General features: G+C 70.5%; 21 protein-coding genes. 11 read left to right on the forward strand and 10 right to left on the reverse strand.

The window, feature by feature from the left end; all coding sequences use genetic code 11:
* Positions 1-2: 2 nt before the first annotated feature.
* From recX to OO70_RS29770, 4 genes are all read left to right on the forward strand, one after another.
* Positions 3-980, forward strand: coding sequence for a recombination regulator RecX (recX, locus tag OO70_RS29755; RefSeq protein ID WP_043677864.1), 978 nt, complete (start codon positions 3-5; stop codon positions 978-980).
* Between the two features lie 212 nt (positions 981-1,192).
* Positions 1,193-1,939: a winged helix-turn-helix domain-containing protein gene (locus tag OO70_RS29760; RefSeq protein ID WP_051741727.1), complete on the forward strand. Its 747-nt coding sequence runs from the start codon at positions 1,193-1,195 to the stop codon at positions 1,937-1,939.
* A complete protein-coding gene (locus tag OO70_RS29765) occupies positions 1,936-4,797 on the forward strand; it encodes an ABC transporter permease (protein WP_043677866.1) in 2,862 nt (953 codons plus the stop codon). Before OO70_RS29760 ends, OO70_RS29765 begins: the two co-directional genes overlap by 4 nt.
* 301 nt (positions 4,798-5,098) lie before the next feature.
* Positions 5,099-6,028 carry a sugar ABC transporter substrate-binding protein gene (locus OO70_RS29770; protein ID WP_106971784.1) on the forward strand — a complete coding sequence of 310 codons (930 nt, stop codon included), beginning with the start codon at positions 5,099-5,101 and terminating at the stop codon, positions 6,026-6,028.
* A 34-nt stretch (positions 6,029-6,062) separates the two neighbouring features.
* On the opposite strand, the gene OO70_RS29775 is transcribed toward OO70_RS29770, so the two are convergent.
* The 7 genes from OO70_RS29775 to OO70_RS29805 all read right to left on the reverse strand — a co-directional run bounded on the left by OO70_RS29775 (position 6,063) and on the right by OO70_RS29805 (position 12,438).
* Positions 6,063-6,464, reverse strand: a complete 402-nt coding sequence (locus OO70_RS29775) for a rhodanese-like domain-containing protein (protein ID WP_043677869.1) — start codon at positions 6,462-6,464, stop codon at positions 6,063-6,065.
* Positions 6,461-7,000 carry a cupin domain-containing protein gene (locus OO70_RS29780; protein WP_043677871.1) on the reverse strand — a complete coding sequence of 180 codons (540 nt, stop codon included), beginning with the start codon at positions 6,998-7,000 and terminating at the stop codon, positions 6,461-6,463. The genes OO70_RS29775 and OO70_RS29780 overlap by 4 nt, the downstream gene beginning before the upstream one ends.
* Before the next feature lie 240 nt (positions 7,001-7,240).
* Positions 7,241-8,836, reverse strand: coding sequence for an FAD-dependent monooxygenase (locus OO70_RS29785; RefSeq protein ID WP_043677874.1), 1,596 nt, complete (start codon positions 8,834-8,836; stop codon positions 7,241-7,243).
* Between the two features lie 175 nt (positions 8,837-9,011).
* The gene (locus OO70_RS29790) at positions 9,012-9,920 is read right to left on the reverse strand and encodes an amino acid ABC transporter permease (RefSeq protein WP_043677877.1); all 909 of its coding nucleotides are present in this window, start codon (positions 9,918-9,920) and stop codon (positions 9,012-9,014) included.
* Positions 9,917-10,585 carry an amino acid ABC transporter permease gene (locus OO70_RS29795; protein ID WP_043677879.1) on the reverse strand — a complete coding sequence of 223 codons (669 nt, stop codon included), beginning with the start codon at positions 10,583-10,585 and terminating at the stop codon, positions 9,917-9,919. Before OO70_RS29795 ends, OO70_RS29790 begins: the two co-directional genes overlap by 4 nt.
* 52 nt (positions 10,586-10,637) lie before the next feature.
* Positions 10,638-11,480 (reverse strand): glutamate ABC transporter substrate-binding protein, encoded by an 843-nt coding sequence (locus OO70_RS29800; RefSeq protein ID WP_043677881.1) that lies wholly within the window; start codon positions 11,478-11,480, stop codon positions 10,638-10,640.
* A gap of 181 nt (positions 11,481-11,661) precedes the next feature.
* Positions 11,662-12,438, reverse strand: coding sequence for an amino acid ABC transporter ATP-binding protein (locus tag OO70_RS29805; RefSeq protein WP_043677884.1), 777 nt, complete (start codon positions 12,436-12,438; stop codon positions 11,662-11,664).
* A gap of 289 nt (positions 12,439-12,727) precedes the next feature.
* Here OO70_RS29805 and OO70_RS29810 point away from each other — a divergent pair, with 289 nt between their 5' ends.
* A complete protein-coding gene (locus tag OO70_RS29810; RefSeq protein ID WP_043677886.1) occupies positions 12,728-13,414 on the forward strand; it encodes a response regulator transcription factor in 687 nt (228 codons plus the stop codon).
* A gap of 9 nt (positions 13,415-13,423) precedes the next feature.
* On the forward strand, positions 13,424-14,836 hold the full coding sequence (locus tag OO70_RS29815) for a sensor histidine kinase (protein WP_043677888.1): 1,413 nt from the start codon (positions 13,424-13,426) through the stop codon (positions 14,834-14,836).
* Between the two features lie 97 nt (positions 14,837-14,933).
* On the opposite strand, the gene OO70_RS29820 is transcribed toward OO70_RS29815, so the two are convergent.
* The gene (locus OO70_RS29820) at positions 14,934-15,932 is read right to left on the reverse strand and encodes a TAXI family TRAP transporter solute-binding subunit (protein WP_043677890.1); all 999 of its coding nucleotides are present in this window, start codon (positions 15,930-15,932) and stop codon (positions 14,934-14,936) included.
* 237 nt (positions 15,933-16,169) lie between these two features.
* On the opposite strand from OO70_RS29820, the gene OO70_RS29825 reads away from it, so the two are divergent.
* From OO70_RS29825 to OO70_RS29840, 4 genes are all read left to right on the forward strand, one after another.
* Positions 16,170-16,574 (forward strand): pyrophosphohydrolase domain-containing protein, encoded by a 405-nt coding sequence (locus OO70_RS29825; RefSeq protein ID WP_043677892.1) that lies wholly within the window; start codon positions 16,170-16,172, stop codon positions 16,572-16,574.
* A 32-nt stretch (positions 16,575-16,606) separates the two neighbouring features.
* The gene (miaB, locus tag OO70_RS29830; protein WP_106971785.1) at positions 16,607-18,124 is read left to right on the forward strand and encodes a tRNA (N6-isopentenyl adenosine(37)-C2)-methylthiotransferase MiaB; all 1,518 of its coding nucleotides are present in this window, start codon (positions 16,607-16,609) and stop codon (positions 18,122-18,124) included.
* Positions 18,125-18,248: 124 nt separating this feature from the next.
* Positions 18,249-18,560 carry a hypothetical protein gene (locus OO70_RS29835; RefSeq protein WP_051741729.1) on the forward strand — a complete coding sequence of 104 codons (312 nt, stop codon included), beginning with the start codon at positions 18,249-18,251 and terminating at the stop codon, positions 18,558-18,560.
* Positions 18,561-18,635: 75 nt separating this feature from the next.
* A complete protein-coding gene (locus OO70_RS29840) occupies positions 18,636-19,349 on the forward strand; it encodes a class III extradiol dioxygenase subunit B-like domain-containing protein (RefSeq protein ID WP_043677894.1) in 714 nt (237 codons plus the stop codon).
* Between the two features lie 366 nt (positions 19,350-19,715).
* Here OO70_RS29840 and OO70_RS29845 read toward each other — a convergent pair whose 3' ends face one another.
* Positions 19,716-20,000, reverse strand: coding sequence for an antitoxin (locus OO70_RS29845; RefSeq protein WP_043677896.1), 285 nt, complete (start codon positions 19,998-20,000; stop codon positions 19,716-19,718).
* Between the two features lie 24 nt (positions 20,001-20,024).
* On the reverse strand, positions 20,025-20,303 hold the full coding sequence (locus tag OO70_RS29850) for a hypothetical protein (RefSeq protein ID WP_043677898.1): 279 nt from the start codon (positions 20,301-20,303) through the stop codon (positions 20,025-20,027).
* 183 nt (positions 20,304-20,486) lie between these two features.
* Here OO70_RS29850 and miaA point away from each other — a divergent pair, with 183 nt between their 5' ends.
* Positions 20,487-21,425, forward strand: coding sequence for a tRNA (adenosine(37)-N6)-dimethylallyltransferase MiaA (miaA, locus tag OO70_RS29855; RefSeq protein WP_043677900.1), 939 nt, complete (start codon positions 20,487-20,489; stop codon positions 21,423-21,425).
* The last annotated feature ends 70 nt before the right edge of the window (positions 21,426-21,495 follow it).

Genomic DNA, 21,495 nt, shown 5'->3' on the forward strand with positions numbered 1-21,495 from the left:
CCGTGACACGACGAACGGACTGGGCCGAGTACGCGTATCCCGACGTCCCCCAGGGGCGCGGGATAGGCGAGGGCCTGGCCTACGGTGCGGACGGCGTGCCCGAGGAGCCGTACGGAATGGACGGGCCGTACGGCGACGAGCCGGGCGCCGACCGGTCGGCCGGCGGCTTCGCCGGTGAGGCCGGTCCGCCTTTCGGCGGTCCGGAGCCCGGCGATGGTTCGGCGGGTATCGGTCGGCCTTTCAGGAGCTCGGCGCCCGGCGGCAGTTCGCCCGGCGGCGGGTTCGGTGACGACGACGCATCCGGCCGCGGCTCGCGCCGCAGTCGGGGAGCGCGTGACGAGGGCGGCTCACGCGGGGGTTCGGCGCGCGGTGACGGCGCACGCGGTAGGCGTGGGCGCCGTGGCCGGGGCTTCGGGGAGTCGTCCGGAACGGACGGGGGTGACTTCTCCTCGTCGAGGGCCGAGAAGGAGGAGCCGCCGGCGGACCCGGCTGAGCGGGCGCGGGGCATCTGCCTGCGCCTGCTCACCGGGAACCCGCGCACTCGCAAGCAACTCGCGGACGCCCTGCGCAAGCGGGAGATCCCGGACGAGGTGGCGGACGAGGTGCTGTCGCGGTTCGAGGAGGTCGGACTGATCAACGACGGTGCGTTCGCGGACGCTTGGGTGGAGTCCCGGCACCACGGCCGGGGACTGGCGCGGCGCGCACTCGCCCAGGAGCTGCGCACCAAGGGCGTCGACCCGACGCTGATCGACGACGCCGTCTCCCAGCTCGACTCCGAGCAGGAAGAGACGACGGCCCGCGACCTGGTCGACCGCAAACTCCGGTCCACCCGCGGCCTCGACCGCGACAAGAGGCTGCGCCGCCTCGCGGGCATGCTGGCCCGCAAGGGTTACTCCCCGGGTATGGCCCTCAGAGTGGTCCGACAGGCGCTGGAGGAAGAGGGCGAGGACGCGGAGTTCCTCGGGGACGAAGGGTACTGAGACGAGGGGTACTGATCCGGTGTCGATCCGGTTCTGAATCGATCCGGTTCCGACCTCTCGGTGGTGCGGATGTCCTGAACACGGTGGACGCGCGGGGGCGCCGATCGCGTTCAGGCAAGCACCGACCGATGCCCGGGGTGGGGCTAGCCCCCTGCTGAAGACGCCGGATCACCCCAGTGCACAGACACTTGTGCACAAACGACTGTGTACGCATGGCACAGGAACCCGGCCCAACCGGCGTGGAGACGCCCACCGAGCAGACCCCGACGACACCCGCACCGGTCGAACTCTCCGATCTCGCCGCGCTGAAGGCGCTCGCGCAGCCCCGCCGCCAGCGCATGCTCCAGCACCTCACCCTGCACGGCCCCGCGACCTCGGCCACCCTCGCCCGCGCACTCGGCCTGAACACCGGCTCCACCAGCTACCACCTGCGTGAACTCGCCCGCTACGGCTTCGTCGAGGAGTCGGATGCGGATGCGGATGCCGAGACGGAAGCGGAGCTAGAAGCGGGAGATGCTGAGGCGGAGGCTGCGGCTGCGAAACCGCAGACGGGGCGCGCGCCCGGTCATGCCCGCGAGCGCTGGTGGCGGGCCGTCCCCGGTGACCGCCGTTTCCCGCCGCGCAGCCGCCAGAGCGCCGAGATGCGGCATGTCATGGACGAGCTCAACCACCATGCGTACGCCGCCGACCTGGAGCTCTTCGAGCAGCTCCAGCGGGACTCCGCCGAGACCGGGCCATGGGCGGACGCGTTCCCGTACTCACGCGGCACCGTCCGGCTCACCGTGCCCGAACTCGGGGCGTTCTTCGAGGAGTACATCGCCCTCCTCAACCGCTACAAGCGCCCCGAAGTCGACACTCCGGCCGGCGCCCGCACCGTGCTCACCCGGTTCTTCGCCTTCCCGGCACCGCTCGCCGACGCCGCCTCGGCGCACAACGGAAAAGAGACGGAGCCCTCATGATGCTGCGCTACGCCCTCCGGTCCGTCCGCGCCCGCAAGGCCGGATTCGTCGGCGCCTTCCTCGCCCTGATGTGCGCGGCCGCCCTCATCACGGCCTGCGGCACCCTCCTCGACACCGGCCTGCGCGGCACCATCCGCACCGAGCGCTACGCGGCGAGCCCGGTCGTGGTCTCCGCCGACCAGAACGTTCACCGGACCACCGTCAAACACAAGAAGGGCAAGACCAAGGTCAAGCACAAGGCGAAACCGATCGCCGAGCGCGCCTGGCTCCCCGCGAACCTGGAGAGCCTGCTCGCACGGACGCCGGGCGTGGCCCGTGTCATCCCCGAACTGACCTTCCTCGCCCAGCCGTTGACCCCCGTCGGCACGGGCGGCCGGACCGCCTACGGGCACGCCTGGGACTCCGCCGCGCTGACGCCGTACCGGCTCGTCACCGGCAACGCGCCACGGGCCGCCACCGACCTCGTCATCGACCGCGACCTCGCCGAGCGGGCCCGGCTCCGGCCCGGCGACCGGCTCACCGTCCAGTCGACGCGGGCTCCGCGCAGCTACCGGATCACCGGAATCGCCGCTCCCGACACGGCCGTACGCCATCAGACATCGCTCTTCTTCTCGACAGGCGAGGCCCGTCGGCTGGCCGCGCACCCCGGGCAGGTCACCGCGTTCGGCGTGCTCCCGGACAAGGGCACGAGCCCGGCCCGGCTGCGGCAGGCCGTCGCCACAGCGCTCCACGGCACCACCGCTCAGGTCAGCGCCGGCGACGCCCGCGGCCCCGTCGAGTTCCTGGACGCCGCCACGGCCCGGGTCAGGCTGGTCAGCATGGGCGGCGCGATGGGCGGCACCTCGCTGCTCGTGGCGGTCCTCGTAGTCGTCGGCACCTTCGCGCTCTCCGTCCAGCAGCGCCACCGCGAACTCGCCCTGCTCCGCGCGGTGGCCGCCACGTCGGGTCAGATCCGCGGACTTCTCGGCCGCGAGGCCCTGATCGTCGGCACGGCCGCCGGTGCCGCGGGCGCCCTGCTCGGACTTCCGCTGGGCGCCTGGCTCTACGGCAGGTTCGTCGCCCTGGGCGCAGTCCCCGCCACGCTCCAGCACACCACCGGCGTCGTCCCGCCGCTGGCCGCCTTGGCCGCGACCGTGTTCGGCGCCTGGGCCGCAGCCCGCGTCGCCTCCCGCCGTATCTCCCGAATCCGCCCGGCCCAGGCACTCGCCGAAGCGGAAGCCGAAGTCGTAGCTGAGGGTGAAGTCGTAGTCGTAGTCGTAGCTGAAGCCGAACCGGGAGCCGATGTTGAACTGGCGGCAGAAGCGGGAGTCGAAGCCGAACCGGGAGTCGAAATCAAACGGGGAGTCGAACCGGCGGCCAAACCGCGAGCCGACCCCGGGTCCAAGGACACCCGCCCCGCGCGCACCCGCCCCGCGCGCTTCCGCCTCACGCACACCCGCCTCACGCGCACCCAGCTCACCCGTACCCAACCCGCGCGCTTCCGCCCCACCCGCACCCGCCCCAAGCGCACCCAGGTCATCCGCCCCCGCCCCCACCTCACTCGCCCCCACCTCACTCGCCCTCGCCTCACGCGAGGTCGCCTCCTCGCCGGCCTCATCCTCCTAGCGCTGGGTATCGTCCTGGTCGTCGTGCTCAGCGGTCTGCGTACCGAGCCTGCCTCAACTCCCGTGACCTTCCTGGCTGTTGTGGTGCTGTCGACCTCCGTCGCCCTCCTCGGACCGCTACTCGTCAAAGTGGCCACCCTGGTGGTCGGTGGCCCGCTCCGGCGCACCGGCCCGTGCGGTCGGCTCGCTGTCGCCAACCTTCGGGGCAACGCCACCCGCATGGCCTCCGTCGTCACCCCCCTCACCCTCCTGATCGGCATGACCTGCACGGTGCTGTTTGTTCAGCCCACCCTCGGCGACGCCGCCCGCGCCCAGGCCCGCGAAGGCGTCCGCGCCGACTGGGTCCTCGCCTCCCAGGGCCCGGGCGTCCCGGCCGAGGCCGCGCGGCAGCTCCGCGCCCGGCACGACGTCGTCACCGAAGTCGTCCGTACGACCGTCCGTGTGGGCCTGGACAAATACGCGGCCCAAGGCGTCACACCCGCCGGACTCACCCGCACCTGGGACCCCGACGTCACCGCCGGATCGCTCGGCGGGCTCACCGAGCACACCGCGGCCGTAAGCGAACTGGCCGCCGATCAGCTCCACTTGAGGCCCGGCAGCACCCTGAAGTTCACGCTCGGCGACGGCACGCCCGCCACGCTCACCGTCGTCGCCGTCTACGCCAGGGGTCTCGGCTTCGGCGATCTCACCTTCGCGCACGATCTCGTCGCCCGGCACGTCGACAACCCGCTCGCCTCCTCCGTCCTCGTCAGCACGCTCCGTACACAGGCACAACTCGCGACTACCCTGCGTGAGTTCCCGGACATCCGGATCCTCACGCCCGCCGCCGCCGACTCGCTCCAGGCCCAGCGGCAGCAGGCGAACGCCGAGGTCAACTACCTGGCCATGGGGCTCGTCCTGGCCTTCACCGCCATCGCCGTGGTCAACACGCTCGCGATGTCGGTCGCCGAGCGGGTCCGGGAGTTCGCGCTGCTCCGCCTGGCCGGGGCGACCCGCCGGCAGGTGCTGCGGATGCTGCGCACCGAGGCGCTGTCGGTGCTGCTGCTCGCCACGGCGCTGGGCAGCGGTATCGCTCTCGCCGTACTGACCGCGTTCAGCGTAGGTATGACCGGCCGGGCCGCGCCGTCGGTCACCCCGCTCGTGTATCTCACGGTGGTCGCGGTGGCCGGGACTCTCGCCCTCGTCGCCACGGCGCTGCCGGGTCGGGTCGCGCTCCGGGTCCGGGCGGTGACGGCGGCGACCGCCAGGCAGTAGACGACCGCGAAGCAGTACCAGTGGCAGTAGCGGCAGCAGGGGGAGTGGGCGCAGGGACCGGTGGGACGCCCGGCCAAGGATGCGTGTTCCGCACGCTAAGTGTGCGTTCCGCGATGGGTGCGCATGTTTGGGGCGGGAGTAGCTTCTGCTGCCGTCCCTCGGCCCTCCCCGCCTGCTGAGCCGCAGCCAGGCCTGCCCGAGTGCCTCCCGGCCGCTTCGCCGACCGGTTCTCTTACGCCCCGAAAGGCGGCCGGCCTTGTCCTTGACCTTGCACCTGCCCGCCCGGCGCCGAAGAACGCTGGTGGCCTCCTTTGTCGGTACCGGTCTCTTATTGAGTGGCTGCGGGTTGGAGTCCGGCGCCACTCCCGCCGACGGCGGGCCCACCGTCCTCGGGTTCGTCAACGGCGGCAGTACCGAGTTCCACACCTGTCTGCAGGAGTCGATCGCGGACACGGCCAAGAACAACTTCGCGAGGCTCGTGACGGCCGACTCGCATCAGGACGCCGCCCAGGAGCTGTCCAACATCCAGGACATGATCGCGCGCCATGTCGACGCGATCATCGTGCAGACCGTCAACACCGATGCGCTCAAGACCGACATCACCAAAGCCAAGAAGGCGCACATCCCGATCTTCCTGACCTCGGTCAGCGCCGATCCGTCCGACATCCTCGGGGCTGTCGTCGTCGACCTGAAGACGGTGGGCAAGCTGGACGCCGACTGGATCGAGGAGGACGCGGCGGGGCGCGAGGTGAAGGTGGCTGTCATCGCGGGTGCGCCCGGCGCCGCCTCCGACCTGCTCGTCGGTGGATTCACCAAGGGGCTGTCGGCGAACGCGAAGGTGGTCGCGAATCAGCCCGCCATGTTCGTCGCCGCGAAGGCGAAGACCGTCGCCGAGGGCATGATCAGGGCGCATCCCGATCTCGACTACGCCTTCGTCGCCAACGAGGAGATGGCGTTCGCCGCCCGCAAGGCGTTCGACGCGGCCGGCGGCAAGAAGGTCAAGATCGTGACGGTCAACGGCACGGACGAGGCCCTCGCCGCCCTCAAGGACGGCCGTTTCGCCGCCACCGTCTCCAACTCGGCCAAGGACACGGGTGAATTGGCCGTCACCCAGACCATCAGCCTTCTCCGTAAGGAGAAGGTGGAGAAGATCGCCACCACACCGGCCCGCCTGATCACCAGGGACAACGCGGACACCGCCCCGCTCTACTGCCCCTCCGACGGGTCGTGAACGCGACCGTTCTGTCACGTCGTAGACACAGTGTCTAGATCACGACAGGAAGTCCCGCCGCTTTCCACGCCTGGAAGCCGCCGACCAGGTCCGTCGCGCGGTGCAGGCCCAGCTGGTGCAGGGACGCGGCTGCCAGGCTGGAGGCGTAGCCCTCGTTGCAGATCACCACGACGCGCAGGTCGTGGCCGGTGGCTTCAGGGGCGCGGTGGCTGCCCTGGGGGTCGAGGCGCCATTCCAGTTCGTTGCGCTCGACGACCAGGGCGCCGGGGATGAGACCGTCCCGGTCGCGCAGGGCCTCGTAGCGGATGTCGACCAGAAGGGCGTCGTCGGCGAGGGCCGCGTCGTACGCCTCCCGCGCCTCGATCCGCTCGTAGTCCGCGCGGACCCGCTCCAGCAACTCGTCTATACCGAGGGGCTGTTCGCGTACGGCGCTCACTGCCAGTCCTCCGGGCGCTCGACCTGCTCCAGGCGCAGCACCGGGCCGGTGCGGCTGTAGCGGCGGATCTGCGGGAGCGGCGGGTAGTAGGCGTGGACGGAGATCGCGTGCTCTTCGGTGGACTCGTTGAGCACCTCGTGGACGTGGTGGTGGCCGAAGGCGCGGCCCTTGCCGGTCGGTAGCCGCCGCTCGCGGTCCACGCCCTCCTCCAGTTCGAGGGTCTTCCAGCCGTGACTCGGGAGCCGGGCGGCGAGCGAGTTCTCCTTGAGCTCACCGGCGGCCGTGAGGAAGGCGCCGACCGAGTCCGCGTGGTCGTGCCAGCCCGTTCCGCTGCCGGGCGGCCAGCCGATCAGCCACGCCTCGCTGCCGCCGGGCCCTTCGAGCCGCACCCAGGTGCGGCCCTCGGGGTCGAGGGGGAGCGAGGCGATCAGCTCGGCGTCGGCGGCCGTACGCCGTACGAAGTCGAGCAGGTCAGCCTGCGTCGGAGTCCGGTCGGGCGCGGCGGGGGACACGGGGGCAGAGGGGGATACAGACATGTGCACCGTCCTGATGAGTGTTCGCGAAGGCGCGCGCGGACCCACAGAAAGGGCGCACGCGAGTGAGAGAGATGCGAATTCAGCAGGAGACGTGACAGACGCAGCCCACGTAGCGGACGAGGTCCAGATGGACCTTCCGCCAGAGGTGGACAGAGGTGTCGGTCATGATCCGGAGTACAGCACGGTGGTGCGGGCCGGTCAACTCAGCGTCACTATGTGGACAGTTCGGGTACGGAGGCCTCAGCGCGAGCCGGCGGTGGCCTCCGTCTTCGCCGGGCCGCCCAGGGTCGCCTCGGCCGCCGCGTACAGGTCGGCCGGGCGTACTCCGCTCAGCGCGGTGACCAGGTGCCCGTCGGGCCGTACGAGAAGGACGGTGTGGGCGGCGGCGCCCGGGTAGCTCTCGGCGACCAGCAGCTCGGCCGGGTGCGGCAGAGCCGTCACCGCGGCGGCCAGGCGGGGCATGATTCCCGCGGTCACCCAGTGCTTGCGCTCCCACACGCCCGTGCCCGGCGCGACCAGGACGACCAGCAGGGACCCGTGCCCGAGGCGGTCCCGCAGCTGTACGAAGGAGCCGTCCTCCGCGGTGACCCGGACATCGACGACCGGCGCACCGGGCGGGGTGTCGACGGGGACCTCTCCCTCGATGTGCCGGGGCGTGAGCGGGGAGTCGGCGTACGCCCCCGGCGCTCCGAGCGCGCCGCGCCCCAAGTGACCGTCCGTGAGCAGTACGTCGTGGCCGCGGGCCGAGCCGGCCACGACCGCGCGCAGCCCTGCGCCGCCGCGCACCAGCGGCAGCGCCTGGTCGGCGGCGCGCAGCCGCGCCGCCACGACGGCCCTCCGCTCCGCCTGATAGCTGTCGAGCAGCGCCTCGTGCGGCCCGTGGTGCCAGGCCGGTGCCAGCTTCCAGGCGAGGTTGTCGGCGTCCCGCAGCCCCTCGTCCAGCCCCTGCGTACCGAGCGCCCCCAGCAGATGCGCCGCGTCCCCGGCGAGAAACACCCGCCCCACCCGCCACCGGCGCGCGAGCCGGTGGTGCACGGTGTGCACGCCGGTGTCGAGCAGTTCGTACGGCGGTGTCGGGCCCTCGGTCCAGCCCGCGAGGGTCTCGCGGATGCGGGCCAGGAGCAGCTCGGGGGTGACCAGGTCCTTGCCCGGGGGCAGCAGCCAGTCCAGGCGCCACACGCCGTCGGGGAGGGGGCGTCCGGTGACCTCCCCGGCCGAGGGACCGGACGTCCGCCACGGTGGCGCTCGATGCAACAACGCCTCGTCGGGCCACGGAAGTTCCGTGCGCAGCGCGGCCACGGCGTGTCGCTCCACCGCCGTACGGCCGGGGAAGCGGATGTCCAGGAGTTTGCGCACGGTAGAGCGCGGGCCGTCGCAGCCGACCAGGTAACTGCCGCGCCACCAGGTGCCCTTGGGGCCGCGGGTGTGGGCGGTGACGCCGGAGGGCTCCTGTTCGAGCGAGTCGAGGCGGTTGTCCACGGCGATCCGCACCAGCCGCTCGCCCGCGAGGGCCTGGCGCAGGGCGCCGGTGAGGACGTGCTGCGCGATGTGCAGCGGGGCGGGCTCGGTCTCGTCGAACGTGATCTCGCGCATCACCTGCTTGCGCCGCATCGACCGCCATCCGGCCCAGCGCGAACCGAGTTTGGCGAGCGGTACGCCGGTCAGCCGCTCCAGCAGCGCCGCGGTGTCCTCGCGCAGGACGACCGTCCGCGCGGGGCGCGGTTCGTCCTTGCCCGGACCCTCGTCGAGGACGACGGAGGGCACCTCCTGCCGCGCCAGCGCCAGGGCGAGCGTGAGCCCCACGGGCCCCGCTCCGACGATGATCACCGGGTCCACGGTGCGGCGCCCCCTGCCCGTGACGGTGTCCTCAGGGACGCATGGGAACAGGAAGTTGGAGCAGGGTGCACGATCACAGAACGTATGCAACCCATTGCCGGTGCTTGCGTCAAGTGACGGAGGCAGTGGCGATCATGCCACTGCCTCCGTGTCGTTCATGCCACTTGACGGATCATCAGATCGAGCCGCCGGCGCCGGTCCCGAAGCTGCCCCCCACCTGCGCGGGGTTGAGCCCCGTGGCGTCTTCGAGGGCGACGGTCGCACCCGTGCTCTTCTTGCTGCGCCGCAGCCGGCGCTCCAGCCAGCTCGCGAACGTGGTGAGGGCGAGGTTCAGCAGGATGAAGATGATCCCGACGACGATGAAGCTCGCCACCACGTTGGCGTAGTTGGCCGCCAGGGTGCTGCGCGCGTTGAGCAGCTCGGTGAAGCCCAGCATCACGCCGCCCAGCGCGGTGTCCTTCACGATGACCACGAGCTGGCTGACGATGGCCGGCAGCATGACGGTGACGGACTGCGGGAGCAGGATGCTCGTCATCGTCTGGCCCTTGCGCAGACCGATCGCGTACGCGGCCTCCGTCTGCCCCTTGGGGAGGGACAGGATGCCCGCCCGGACGATCTCGGCGAGCACCGAGGCGTTGTAGAGCACCAGGCCGGTGATGACGGCGTACAGGGGCCGTTCCTCGCTGCCGACGCTCGTGGAGCGGACGTAGAACTCGTTCGCGAAGAGCATCAGCAGGAGGACCGGGATCGAGCGGAAGAACTCGACCACCACGCCGGCCGGGACACGCACCCACCGGTGGTCGGACATCCGGGCTATCCCGAAGAAGGCGCCCAGGGGGAGGGCGATCACCATGGCGAGCCCGGCGGCCTTCAGGGTGTCGCCGAGGCCCGGCAGCAGATACGTCGTCCAGGCGTCCGACGTGGTGAACGGCTGCCACAGGGACCACTTCAGCTGGCCCTTGTCGTCCATCGTCTGCCAGATCCACCACAAGAAGAGGGCGAGCAGCACGAAGAAGACGACGGAGAGGAGCACGTTGCGCTGTTTGGCGCGGGGGCCGGGCGCGTCGTAGAGGACGGAGGTCATCGTTTCACCGCCAGTCGCTTGCCCAGCCAGCCGAGGAGGAGGCCGGTCGGCAGGGTCAGTACCACGAAGCCCAGTGCGAAGACCGCGCCGATGGCGACCGTCTGGGCCTCGTTCTCGATCATCGTCTTCATCAGGGCGGCCGCCTCGGCCACACCGATCGCCGCCGCCACGGTGGTGTTCTTGGTGAGGGCGATCAGTACGTTGGCCAGCGGTGCGATGACCGCGCGGAACGCCTGCGGAAGGATGACGATCCGCAGCACCTGACTGAAGCTCAGCCCGATGGCGCGGGCCGCCTCCGCCTGTCCGACGGGCACGGTGTTGATGCCGGAGCGCACCGCCTCGCAGACGAAGGCCGCGTGGTACGCCACGAGACCCAGCAGCGCGAGTCGGAAACCCTGCACCTTGAAGTCGTCGGACGCGCCCATCGTCACGCCGAAGATGTCGGCGAGGCCGAGCGAGGTGAAGACGATGATGACCGTCAGGGGGATGTTCCGGACGGTGTTCACGTAGAAGGTGCCGAACCCGCGCATCAGCGGGACCGGGCTGACCCGCATCGCGGCCAGCAGGGTGCCCCAGACCAGGGAGCCGAGGGCGGAGAGGGCGGTCAGTTTCACCGTCATCCAGAACGCCCCTAGGACGTCATAACCTTGAAGAAAGTCGAACACGATCTCCCGCGCTTCCGGGTATGGGGGCCTGCCTTACCTGGGATCTCTCGGGTTACTTGACGATGTCGCCGATCTTCGGGGCGGGCTCGTTCTTGTAGCCGGCCGGGCCGAAGTTCTTGGTGACCGCCGTCTGCCAGGCACCGCTGCTGACCATCTTCTCCAGCGCGGTGTTGATCTTGGTGACGGTCGCGGAGTCGCCCTTCTTGACGCCGACGCCGTAGTTCTCGTTGCTGAGCTTGAGGCCGGCGAGCTTGAACTGGCCCTTGAACTTGTCCTGCGCGGCGAAGCCCGCGAGGATCGAGTCGTCGGTGGTCACCGCGTCGACGGCACCGCTCTGGAGGGCGGCGATGCACTCCGAATAGCCCGCGTTCTCACGGAGGTTGGCCTTCGGGGCGATCTTGTCCTTGATGTTCTGCGCCGACGTGGAGCCGGTCACGGAACAGAGGTTCTTGCCGTTGAGGTCCGTGGCCTGGGCGATCGTCGAGTCCTTCTTGACGAGCAGGTCCTGGTGGGCCAGCAGGTAGGGGCCGGCGAAGTCGACCTTCTGCTTGCGCTCGTCGTTGATCGAGTACGTGGCCGCGATGAACTTGACGTCGCCGCGTGCCAGCGCGTTCTCACGGTCGGCGCTCTTGGTCTCGACCCACTCGATCTGACTGGGCTTGTAGCCGAGCTGCCCGGCCACGTAGGTCGCCACGTCCACGTCGAAGCCGGCGTAGGTCCCGTCCGGCTGCTTCAGGCCGAGGCCCGGCTGGTCGAACTTGATGCCGACCTTGATCTTGCCGCCCCCGCCGGAGCCCGAACCGGAGTCGTTGCTGTCGCTGCTCCCGCAGGCCGTCGCGGCGAGCGAGAGGACGAGCGCGGTGGTCGCGAAGGCGGTGACCTTGCGGAGCTTCATGAGGAACATCCTTTGGCTGGTGAGGAGATGAGGGCCCGTCAGAGCGCGTGACGGTGGCCCTGAGGGCGTGCGGGACCCTCAGCGGCAGTCGGTGGCCTCCCGCTGTCCGCGGGCCGCCGGTGGCTGGCTGTCGGTGTTCGTCGCTGTTCGTCGGTGTTCGCCGGTGGTGCGGTGGTGAGCGTCAGTGGTGAAGGATCTTCGACAGGAAGTCCTTGGCCCGGTCGCTGCGCGGGTTGCTGAAGAACTGGTCCGGCACGGCCTCTTCGACGATGCGGCCGTCGGCCATGAACACCACTCGGTTGGCGGCCGAGCGGGCGAAGCCCATCTCGTGGGTGACGACGATCATCGTCATCCCGTCACGGGCGAGCTGCTGCATGACCTCCAGCACCTCGTTGATCATCTCCGGGTCCAGGGCCGAGGTCGGCTCGTCGAAGAGCATCACCTTGGGGTCCATGGCCAGCGCCCGCGCGATGGCGACGCGCTGCTGCTGACCGCCGGACAGCTGGGCCGGGTACTTGTCCGCCTGGGTGGCCACGCCGACCCGGTCGAGCAGCGCCCGGGCCTTCTCCTCGGCCTGCTTCTTGTCGGCCTTGCGGACCTTGATCTGACCCAGCATCACGTTCTCGAGCACGGTCTTGTGCGCGAAGAGGTTGAAGGACTGGAAGACCATCCCGACGTCGGCACGCAGCCGGGCCAGCTCCCTGCCCTCCTGGGGCAACGGTTTGCCGTCGATGGCGATCGCACCCGAATCGATCGTCTCCAGGCGGTTGATGGTGCGGCACAGAGTGGACTTTCCGGATCCGGAAGGCCCGATCACCACGACGACCTCGCCGCGGGCGATCGTCAGATCGATGTCCTGGAGTACGTGCAACGCGCCGAAGTGCTTGTTGACGCTCTTCAGGACGACGAGTTCGCCGGTCGCGGCCACATCTTCCTTGGCCACCGATACTTCGGTCATCGCTTGCTGGCTCCGTCCTCGTCGGTTGCGGAGGACAGTAGTGAGGCCTTACGACCAGCGTCATCACATCTGAGCGAGATCTGAGCATCACGATCGGATAGCAATAGGACACGTGCCGTAGCACTTCGTCGCCGGGATCCGTACCGGCTGGGTAACGGAAGCCTCGCGCAACCGGAACCGACTTGACGGCGTCTTCGTCCATCGGCGTGACTGCCTGGGTGCACGCGCGCGTGAGACATGCTTTTGTACAGGCCGAGACCATACGAACGATGAACCGGAGGGGGCCGGGATGAGACTGCTCCTCGTCGAGGACGACAACCATGTCGCCGCCGCTCTGTCCGCGGTCCTGGCGCGGCACGGATTCGAGGTCACGCATGCCCGCAGCGGCGAGGAGGCCCTCCAGGCACTCGTCCCGGAGAGCGACGTCTTCGGTGTCGTCCTCCTGGACCTCGGCCTGCCCGACCAGGACGGCTACGAGGTCTGCGGCAAGATCCGCAAGCGCACCAGCACCCCGGTGATCATGGTCACCGCCCGCTCCGACGTCCGCTCCCGCATCCACGGCCTCAACCTCGGAGCCGACGACTACGTGGTGAAGCCGTACGACACCGGGGAGCTGCTCGCCCGCATCCACGCCGTCAGCCGGCGCAGTGTCCACGAGGACGCGAGCGGCGGCGGTGACACCACGTTGCGCCTCGGCCCGGTGCGCATCGAACTGCCCACCCGCCAGGTCAGCGTGGACGGTTCGGTTGTCCAACTGACCCGCAAGGAGTTCGATCTGCTCGCCCTGCTCGCCCAGCGTCCGGGGGTGGTCTTCCGGCGGGAGCAGATCATCAGCGAGGTGTGGCGCACCAGTTGGGAGGGCACGGGACGCACCCTGGAGGTGCATGTCGCGTCCCTGCGCGCCAAGCTGCGGATGCCCGCACTGATCGAGACCGTACGCGGCGTCGGCTACCGGCTCGTCGCTCCGGCCGCGTAGCGGGCACGGGTGCGTACACGTCTCCTCCCGCTGCTCATCGTCCTGATGGCGGCCGTCCTGCTCGCGCTGGGCGTCCCGCTCGCCATCAGCGTCGCCGCGGCCCAGCAGCAGAAGGTGATCGTCGACCGTATCGACGACACCGCGCGGTTCGCGGCCCTGGCCCAGTTCGTCACCGACGCGCCCACGGGATCGCGCCCCGCCGCCACGGTCCCGGACGAACGCCAGGAGACCCTGGACCGCGAACTCGCCAGCTACTACGAGGTCTACGGCATCCGCGCGGGCGTCTTCTACCGCACCGACACCTCCATGGCGAACGCGCCGGACGACTTCCTGCTCCCCAGGACCGGCGAGGTGCGCGACGCCTTCGCCGAGGCACTGCTCAGCCGCCGCAGTCACGACCCGGAACAGGTCTGGCCCTGGCAGCGCCACCGCCTGGTCGTCGCCTCGCCGGTCATCCGGGACGGCGACGTCATCGCGGTCGTGGTCACCGACTCGCCCACCGGGCCGATGCGTTCACGGACCCTGCGCGGCTGGCTGACGATCGGCGCCGGCGAGATCGCCGCGATGCTGCTGGCCGTCGGCGCGGCCCTACGGCTCACCGGCTGGGTCCTGCGCCCCGTACGGGTCCTCGACGCGACCACCCACGACATCGCCACCGGGCGCCTCAAGTCCCGTGTCGCGGCCGCAGGCGGGCCGCCGGAACTCCAGCGCCTGGCCCGCTCGTTCAACGAGATGGCGGACAACGTCGAGGACGTGCTGGAGCAGCAGCGCGCCTTCGTCGCCGACGCCTCGCACCAGCTGCGCAACCCGCTCTCGGCGCTGCTGCTGCGCATCGAACTGCTCGCGCTCGAACTGCCGGAGGACAATGACGAGATCGCCTCGGTCCGCACCGAGGGCAAACGCCTGACCCAGGTCCTGGACGACCTGCTCGACCTGGCACTGGCCGAGCACGCGGACGCGGATCTCAGGATCACCGACATCGGTGCGCTGACCGCCGAGCGCGTCGCGGCCTGGGCGCCGACCGCCGAGGCCAAGGGCGTGCGCCTGGTGGGCAGTTGCCCGCCCACGACGGCCTGGGCCGACCCGGTCACCCTGTCCAGCGCCCTGGACGCGGTGATCGACAACGCGGTGAAGTTCACGCCCGAGGACGAGAGCGTCGAGGTGACGGTCGCGTCGAACGGCGAGACCTCGACCGTCGTCGTCACGGACCGCGGGCCCGGCCTCACCGAGGAGGAACTCGCGCGCGTGGGCGACCGGTTCTGGCGCAGCGGCCGCCACCAGAACATCAAGGGCTCCGGCCTCGGCCTGTCCATCTCCCACGTCCTGCTGGCCGCGGGCGGCGGCTCCCTCACGTACGCCCACCACGAGCCGCACGGGCTAGAGGTGACCGTGTCGGTGCCGAGGAGTGGGCCGGCGGCCTGAGCGGGCGTCAACGGCCGGAGAACGGGCGTCAAGGGCCCGAGCGGGCCTACGACTTGAGTGCTTCCACAGCTTGAGTGCTTCTACGGCCTGAGTGTTTCTACGGCTTGACGGAGCGGTAGTAGCGCCGGGCGCCCTCGTGCAGGGCAAGCGGGTCGGTGTAGATCGCCGTGCGCAGGTCCACCAGCTGTGCCGAGTGGACGCGCTTGCCGATGCCGTCGCGGCTCTTGATCACGATCTTGGTGATCCACTCCGTGAGCCTGACGTTCATGTCCTTGCGGGTCACCAGCAGGTTGGACACGGCGATGGTCGGGACAGTGGACCCCCGCTGGATGGTGGGGTAGGCCGACTCCGGCATGTTGGTGGCGCGGTAGTAGCGGGTGGCGTCGCCCTGCGCGTGCATCTTGGCCACGAGGTCCGCCTCGATCGGCACGAACCGGAACGCGTAGTGCTTGGCGAGATCCTTCAGACCGTCCGTCGGCAGCCCGCCCGACCAGAAGAACGCGTCGATCTTGCCCCGCTCGAGCAGATCCGGTCCCGTGTCGATGCCGGCCGCCACCGGTACGACGCCCTTCTTCGGGTCGATACCGGCCGCCGTGAGCACCCTGTTGGCGATCAGCCGCACGCCCGAGCGGCCCGGCCCTATGGCCACCCGCTTGCCCCGCAGATCGGCGACCGAGTCGATGTCCGAGTCGCGCGGCACGATGAGCTGGACGTAGTCGTCGTACAGCCGCGCGACCCCGCGCAGCGCGGCGGCGCCGGGTTTGCCGTCCATCTCGTACGTCCCCACCGCGTCGGCCGCGGCGATGGTGAAGTCGGCGTTGCCGGTCGCCACGCGCGCGACGTTCTCCTGCGACCCGTCGCTGTTCACCAGCTTCACCTTGAGGCCCGGCATGTCCTTGTCGAGCGCGGTGCGCAGGAGCTTGCCGTACTCCTGGTAGACCCCGAGCCGGGTTCCGGTACTGAAGGTGATCGTCCCGGTCGGCGGCTCGTCGCCCAGGGGCAGCAGCCACCACAGCAGCAGCCCGAACGCGACGAAGCCGGCGGCCGCGCCCTGCAGGGCCCGGCGCCTGCTGATACGGGAGAACACCTTGAGCATGCGCGCGATCCTGCCAGCCTGGACGCGATGCTGACCAGGGCGGGGCTCGGGCCTGCGCGCCGGAGGCGGGAACCGGTGACCGATGACGACGCCGCTGGGGTTCCCTGGCCATCGAGGCCGTCGGGGAGTGTGTACCGGCCCCGTGCTCGCGAGTTGATCCGCCGCAGGGAACGCGTTGATCCGCCGGGCAGAACCTCGCGGACAGGGGCTGTCAGTGGCGGCAACTAAGGTCGTGGCATGAGTTCTTCGCCCGCCGACCTGGTACGCGAGTTCCACCTGGCCTTCGGGCTCGACGCCCGCAGCACACCCACCGAGGTCGCCCCCGACCTCGCCGCCCACCGCGGGGAACTCCTCGCAGAGGAGGCCGCGGAGGTCGCCGAGGTCTCGGTCGGCGGCCCCCTCGACAGCCTGGCGCACGAACTGGCCGACGTCGTCTACGTCGCCTACGGCACGGCCCTCGTCCACGGCATCGACCTCGACGCGGTGCTCGCCGAGGTCCACCGCTCCAACATGACCAAGATCGGCCCGGACGGCGAGATCGCCCGCCGGGCCGACGGCAAGGTCCTCAAGGGGGAGCACTACGAGGCGCCGGATGTGTCGGGGGTGCTGCGGAAGCAGGGGTGGGGCGTGGGCGGGGAGTGAGAGCCACTCCCGGCACCGCCTACCCTTGTCACATGAGCAGCGGTGACCGGAGCGAGGCAGTGGACGTCAAAACGTACGAAGTGCGTACCTACGGGTGCCAGATGAACGTCCACGATTCCGAGCGGCTCTCCGGTCTCCTGGAGGGTGCCGGTTATGTGCGCGCGCCCGAGGGGTCGGACGGTGACGCGGATGTCGTCGTCTTCAACACCTGTGCCGTGCGCGAGAACGCCGACAACCGGCTCTACGGCAACCTCGGCCGCCTCGCCCCGATGAAGACGAAGCGTCCCGGGATGCAGATCGCCGTCGGCGGCTGCCTCGCACAGAAGGACCGCGACACCATCGTGAAGAAGGCGCCCTGGGTGGACGTCGTCTTCGGCACGCACAACATCGGCAAACTGCCGGTCCTGCTGGAACGCGCGCGTGTGCAGGAAGAGGCGCAGGTCGAGATCGCGGAGTCCCTGGAGGCCTTCCCCTCGACACTGCCGACCCGGCGCGAGAGCGCCTACGCGGCCTGGGTGTCGATCTCCGTCGGCTGCAACAACACGTGCACCTTCTGCATCGTCCCGGCCCTGCGCGGCAAGGAGAAGGACCGCCGCACCGGCGACATCCTCGCCGAGATCGAGGCCCTGGTCGGCGAGGGCGTCTCCGAGATCACCCTGCTCGGCCAGAACGTCAACGCGTACGGCTCCGACATCGGCGACCGCGAGGCCTTCAGCAAGCTGTTGCGGGCCTGCGGGACCATCGAGGGCCTGGAGCGCGTCCGGTTCACGTCGCCGCACCCTCGCGACTTCACCGACGACGTCATCGCCGCGATGGCCGAGACGCCGAACGTGATGCCGCAGCTGCACATGCCGATGCAGTCCGGCTCCGACCCGATCCTGAAGGCCATGCGCCGGTCCTACCGCCAGGAGCGCTACCTGGGGATCATCGACAAGGTCCGCGCGGCCATCCCGCACGCCGCCATCACCACCGACATCATCGTCGGCTTCCCCGGGGAGACCGAGGAGGACTTCGAGCAGACGATGCACGCGGTCCGTGAGGCACGCTTCGCGCAAGCGTTTACGTTCCAGTACTCCAAGCGGCCTGGCACCCCGGCCGCGACCATGGAGAACCAGATCCCCAAAGAGGTCGTCCAGGAGCGCTACATGCGTCTCGTCGCCCTCCAGGAGGAGATCTCCTGGGACGAGAACAAGAAGCAGGTCGGCCGCACCCTGGAGCTGATGGTCGCCGAGGGCGAGGGCCGCAAGGACGGCGCCACCCACCGCCTCTCCGGCCGTGCCCCCGACAACCGCCTCGTCCACTTCACCAAGCCGGACCAGGAGGTCCGCCCCGGTGACGTGGTGACGGTCGAGATCACGTACGCCGCCCCGCACCACCTCCTCGCCGAGGGTCCCACCCTGAACGTGCGCCCCACGCGCGCGGGCGACGCCTGGGAGAAGCGGAACGCGGCCGAGGCCGCCAAGCCGGTCGGCGTGATGCTGGGCCTGCCGAAGATCGGCGCGCCCGCGCCGCTGCCGGTCGCCACGGGGAGCGGTTGCGGCTGCAACTGAGGGACGGTGACGCACCCACTGGTGACAGCGACGCACTCACGGGCGACAGCGAGAACACGGATCCACAGCGACACCGACAGACGGACGACAAGGGCACAGACGGACAGGGCGGGGGAGCGGAAGCATGCCCACTTGGGGACTGATCGTCGAGACGACCACCGGCACGGGGGACCGCAAACGCTGGTTGGGTGAGGTGCTGGCGCAGGTCGAGGGCACGCGCGAAGAGGCCCTCGCGGAGCTGGAGAAGCGTGCCCGGCAGTACCGGCCCGCGCATCCGCGCAAGCCTCAGCGCACCCGGCTGTTCCGGGACGGCGAGGCGTTCCTGCTCGTCTCGGACGGGGCGCTGGGGACCTTCCACACCCGGTTCACGGCCGCCGAGCTGTTGCACGACAGCGGCGCCCCGACCTGGCTGGGGCCGGAAGCGGGACCGGCCTGACCGGTACCGGAACGTCCGCCCGTGTCACCATGCGGGCCGTCGCCGCCCGTGGGCCTGCTTGTTAGTGTTCCGGCCATGCTCGTAGCCGCCGCCGTCTGCCCCTGTCCGCCGCTCCTCGTTCCCGATGTCGCCGCCGGTGCCGCGCCCGAACTGGCCGCCGCGCGGGCCGCGTGCACCGATGCGCTGGGGGTGCTCGCCGCCGCCCGGCCCGACCGCCTGGTGGTCGTCGGGCCCGCCGAGCAGAGCGGGCGCGGGCCGCATCCTGAGGGCACCCGGGGTTCGTTCCGCGGCTTCGGCGTGGACCTCGACGTACGGCTGGGTGGGGAGAAGGGCGCGGTGTCGGAGCGTGAGCTTCCGCCCTCGCTCGCGGTCGCCGCGTGGCTGCTGGAGCGGACCCGGTGGTCCGACGCCCCGATCGAAGGACTCGGCGTGGGGGAACCTCTCGCGGCCGAGCGGTGCATCGAAGTCGGGCGGGATGTCGTCGGGCAGGCGGAGCGGGTCGCGCTCCTGGTGATGGGCGACGCCAGCGCGTGCCGGACGCTGAAGGCGCCGGGCTATCTCGACGAGCGGGCAGCACCCTTCGACGCGGAGGTCGCACGTGCGCTGGGGGCGGCGGACGTCGCGGCCCTCAAGTCCCTGGACACCGAGCTGGCGTACCAACTGAAGGCCTCCGGCCGCGCCCCCTGGCAGGTCCTCGCGGGCGCGGCGGAGGGCGCCGACCTCGGCGGCGAGCTGCTGTACGAGGACGCCCCGTACGGCGTCGGGTACGTGGTCGCGACCTGGTCGTAGGCACGGAGGCGCGGGGCGGCGGTGACGGGCTCTGCGGTGGGGTGCCTCGCCCACGTATGCCGCTGAGCCCAGGAGTGGCCGGGCGGCGAGCATGGCGGGGTGCGCTGGAGAGGCGGTACCTACGTAGGCGACGACCGTGACACGCGCGCGTGCGCGGCCAGCATCAGTACGCGGCAGTCGCCGCGCAGACGGCAGACCCGTGTGGGACAGCCGAGCCGCAAGGCTCACGAAACCACGCCCCCGGGCTCGCCCGCCTGCACCGAACCGAACACGTCCCTCCGGCACCCGCCCCCACCCCACAAAACGGCGGACGGCCGGAGAGCCATACGCTCCGCGGCCGTCCGCCGATCGATGTGCAGGTGTTGTTCAGGAAGCCGGCGGGGTCGAGTCCGGCGGTGGTGTGGTCGTGCCGCCGCCCTCCGCTCCCGTACTCCCCGTGTCGTCCTTGTGCGCGAGTCGGTCCATGGCGTCCTTGGCCTTGCCCGTGCCCGTCTGGATCTTGTCGCTGTACTTGCCCTTGGTCTTCTCGTCGACCATTTTCGCGGCCTTGTCCAGGCCGCTCTCGATCTTGCCTCCGTGTTGCTGCGCGAGGCCCGAGACCTTGTCCTTCGCCGGGGCGAGTTTGGCCTTGAAGTTGTCCAGCAGACCCATGGTTCACCTTTCCACGCGGGGCAGTTATGTACGGGCGGCTTCACCGGCCTCGTTGTCGGCGGCCTCTTCGGCGGACTGCTGCTTGGGGATCTCGACGCTGTCGACACCGTCGGCGGCCTCGACGACCTCCGTCGCCGTCGACTCCGCCGCTTCCTGGACCCCTGCCCCCGCCTCGGCCTCCGACACCTCGCCCGCCGCTTCGACCGTCCGGTCCTCGGCCGGCCGCGTGTCGGTCTGCGTTTCGGCGGTCGACGCCTCCTCCGTAGCCTTCGACCTCCGAAGAATCCGGTCAAAAACGCCCATATCCACTCCATACGTTACTCGTGCGGGCGAAATCCCGCGTAGCCCGGTGCGTCCGTTTGCGTCGTCCGGGGCACCGCCTCCCGAAACCGGCGGTGGGGTACCTCGCAACGGGCAACGACCCCGCGCGCGTGCTGTCACGTAACTCGTTCGAGGGGAGGGTCCGACGTTTGCGAGACTGGGAACGTGAGCAGCGCACCCCCCGCCCCCCGAGTCATCGCCGTCGTCGGACCGACCGCGGCCGGAAAGTCCGATCTGGGCGTCTTCCTGGCCCAGCGTCTCGGAGGCGAGGTCGTCAACGCCGACTCCATGCAGCTCTACGGAGGGATGGACATCGGCACCGCCAAGCTGACGCCCGAGGAGCGCGGCGGCATCCCGCACCACCTCCTGGACATCTGGGACGTGACGGTCCAGGCGTCCGTCGCCGAGTACCAGCGGCTCGCCCGCGAGCGCATCGACGCCCTGCTCGCCGAGGGTCGCTGGCCGATCCTGGTCGGCGGTTCCGGGCTGTACGTGCGCGGGGCGGTCGACAACCTGGAGTTCCCCGGCACCGACCCCGAGGTCCGGGCCCGCCTGGAGGAGGAGCTCGCCCTGCGCGGCTCCGGCGCCCTGCACGCCCGCCTGGCCGCCGCCGACCCCGAGGCCGCGCACGCGATCCTGCCCAGCAACGGCCGCCGTATCGTCCGGGCCCTGGAGGTCATCGAGATCACCGGCAAGCCCTTCACCGCCAACCTTCCCGGCCACGACTCGATCTACGACACCGTCCAGATCGGCGTCGACGTGGCGCGCCCCGAACTCGACGAGCGCATCGCGCGCAGGGTCGACCGGATGTGGGACGCGGGGCTCGTGGACGAGGTGCGGGCGCTGGAGGCGCGCGGCCTGCGCGAGGGGGTCACGGCGTCGCGCGCGCTCGGCTATCAGCAGGTGCTCGCGGCGCTCGCGGGGGAGTGCACGGAGCAGGAGGCGCGTGCGGAGACCGTGCGGGCCACCAAGCGCTTCGCGCGCCGTCAGGATTCGTGGTTCAGGCGCGATCCCCGGGTGCACTGGTTGAGTGGGGCTGCGGCGGATCTCACAGAACTTCCGCACCTGGCACTGGCGTTGGTCGAACGACCGGTCACAGCCTGATCACGTCATGGCATCGGGACGCTCCGGCCGCCCTTGTGGCCTTCGGGGGCGTGCCATCATCGAGCTTCGA

The organism is Streptomyces xylophagus (assembly GCF_000716435.1).
GTDB lineage: Bacteria > Actinomycetota > Actinomycetes > Streptomycetales > Streptomycetaceae > Streptomyces > Streptomyces xylophagus.

Bases quoted from the DNA above. Each gene is read 5' to 3' on its own strand.
- OO70_RS29845 (WP_043677896.1), bottom strand. From the start codon at position 20,000: ATGGGTCTGCTGGACAACTTCAAGGCCAAACTCGCCCCGGCGAAGGAC.
- miaB (WP_106971785.1), top strand. From the start codon at position 16,607: ATGAGCAGCGGTGACCGGAGCGAGGCAGTGGACGTCAAAACGTACGAA.
- OO70_RS29790 (WP_043677877.1), bottom strand. From the start codon at position 9,920: ATGACCTCCGTCCTCTACGACGCGCCCGGCCCCCGCGCCAAACAGCGC.
- OO70_RS29810 (WP_043677886.1), top strand. From the start codon at position 12,728: ATGAGACTGCTCCTCGTCGAGGACGACAACCATGTCGCCGCCGCTCTG.
- OO70_RS29780 (WP_043677871.1), bottom strand. From the start codon at position 7,000: ATGTCTGTATCCCCCTCTGCCCCCGTGTCCCCCGCCGCGCCCGACCGG.
- OO70_RS29760 (WP_051741727.1), top strand. From the start codon at position 1,193: ATGGCACAGGAACCCGGCCCAACCGGCGTGGAGACGCCCACCGAGCAG.
- OO70_RS29850 (WP_043677898.1), bottom strand. From the start codon at position 20,303: ATGGGCGTTTTTGACCGGATTCTTCGGAGGTCGAAGGCTACGGAGGAG.
- OO70_RS29820 (WP_043677890.1), bottom strand. From the start codon at position 15,932: ATGCTCAAGGTGTTCTCCCGTATCAGCAGGCGCCGGGCCCTGCAGGGC.
- OO70_RS29800 (WP_043677881.1), bottom strand. From the start codon at position 11,480: ATGAAGCTCCGCAAGGTCACCGCCTTCGCGACCACCGCGCTCGTCCTC.
- OO70_RS29835 (WP_051741729.1), top strand. From the start codon at position 18,249: ATGCCCACTTGGGGACTGATCGTCGAGACGACCACCGGCACGGGGGAC.
- OO70_RS29840 (WP_043677894.1), top strand. From the start codon at position 18,636: ATGCTCGTAGCCGCCGCCGTCTGCCCCTGTCCGCCGCTCCTCGTTCCC.
- OO70_RS29805 (WP_043677884.1), bottom strand. From the start codon at position 12,438: ATGACCGAAGTATCGGTGGCCAAGGAAGATGTGGCCGCGACCGGCGAA.
- OO70_RS29825 (WP_043677892.1), top strand. From the start codon at position 16,170: ATGAGTTCTTCGCCCGCCGACCTGGTACGCGAGTTCCACCTGGCCTTC.
- OO70_RS29765 (WP_043677866.1), top strand. From the start codon at position 1,936: ATGATGCTGCGCTACGCCCTCCGGTCCGTCCGCGCCCGCAAGGCCGGA.